The sequence below is a fragment of the Microbispora sp. CSR-4 genome, assembly GCF_008033685.1.
Lineage (GTDB): Bacteria > Actinomycetota > Actinomycetes > Streptosporangiales > Streptosporangiaceae > Microbispora.
This window is the reverse complement of the sequence record NZ_VJVX01000182.1, coordinates 1-1,083: the sequence shown is the minus strand read 5'-3', so window position 1 is coordinate 1,083 and position 1,083 is coordinate 1. Positions and strand designations below refer to the sequence as shown.

Below are 1,083 nucleotides of genomic sequence, written 5' to 3'. Positions count from 1 at the left end.
GAGCGAGGCCGTTGCCACCGGCGACTGCGACAGCGACGCCGAAAGCGCCGACGACCCCACCGGGGCCGAGGGCGCCGCCTCCGGCGTGATGGGCGACCCGGGTGCTGCGGGCGGCACCGACCACCCCGCTGCCGACGGCACCGGCGACCGTGCTCCTGGCGAGGCCGGGGCAGATGCCGGTGCGGAGAGCGCCGAAAACACCGCCGCCCCTGCGCCCGCCAAGGCCGCGAGCACCGGCAGCCCAAGCGATGGAGCCGCCGCCGACGCCTGCGATATCGCGGAGGCCGACGCCAGTGGTGTGGGCATGGCCGAGACCGACCTCGCCGCCGCCCCCGCCCCCGCCACCGATCCCGCCTCTGCCTCTGCCCGTGGCTCCCGCGATGCCGCGCCCGGACATAGCGATGAGGAGTCTTGCGGCTGTGGAGTCGGCGGGCGCGGGACCGGTGAGCGGCGGCCCGGCGAGTGTGAGCCGCGCAGCACCGCACGCACCGCTTGCGCCGAGGGCGACCGCACCATGAACGCCGACTCCGCCGAGGACGACGACACCGCGAACACCCGCTCTGCCGAGAGCGACGAGACCGCGCCCGCCAAGGGCGATGGCAGCGATCGCGGCGCGGCCCGGTCCGGAGCAACCCATGCCCGGCGGGGCACGCCAGCATGGCCTGCCCACGGCGGCGGGCATTGGCACACAGCGCCTTCGAACGCAGCACCTTCGAACACAGCGCCTTCGAACACAGCGCCTTCGAACACAGCGCCTTCGAACACAGCACCTTCGGGCGCGACGGCTTCGGACGCGCCGCCATCGCAGGCAGCGCCCTCGCAGGCAGCGCCCTCGGAGGCGACGCGGCCGGATCCTCCTCCCGAGGATGTCTCCGCACGTCACACCCACGCCGGGCCTCGGCCTGCGGGGGACTGCCGGCATGGCCACAGCATGTGCCGGTGCGACGGCGAGGCGCGCTGCTGCTGCGCGACCGGGGCAACGGGAACGTCGGGGACACCGGGAGCCGGGCGTGGGACGCCGGGGACGGCGCAAGCAGCGTCGCAGAGTGCGTCACCGGGAGCAGCTCCCGGGGCGTCACCCGG

General features: G+C 75.3%; 1 protein-coding gene. It reads right to left on the bottom strand.

Translation table 11 applies throughout. The annotated features are described in order from the left end of the window. Positions 1 to 765: pentapeptide repeat-containing protein (locus tag FLV34_RS43595; protein WP_369074169.1), on the bottom strand; the 765-nt coding region annotated here is incomplete at its 3' end. Positions 766 to 1,083 lie beyond the last annotated feature (318 nt).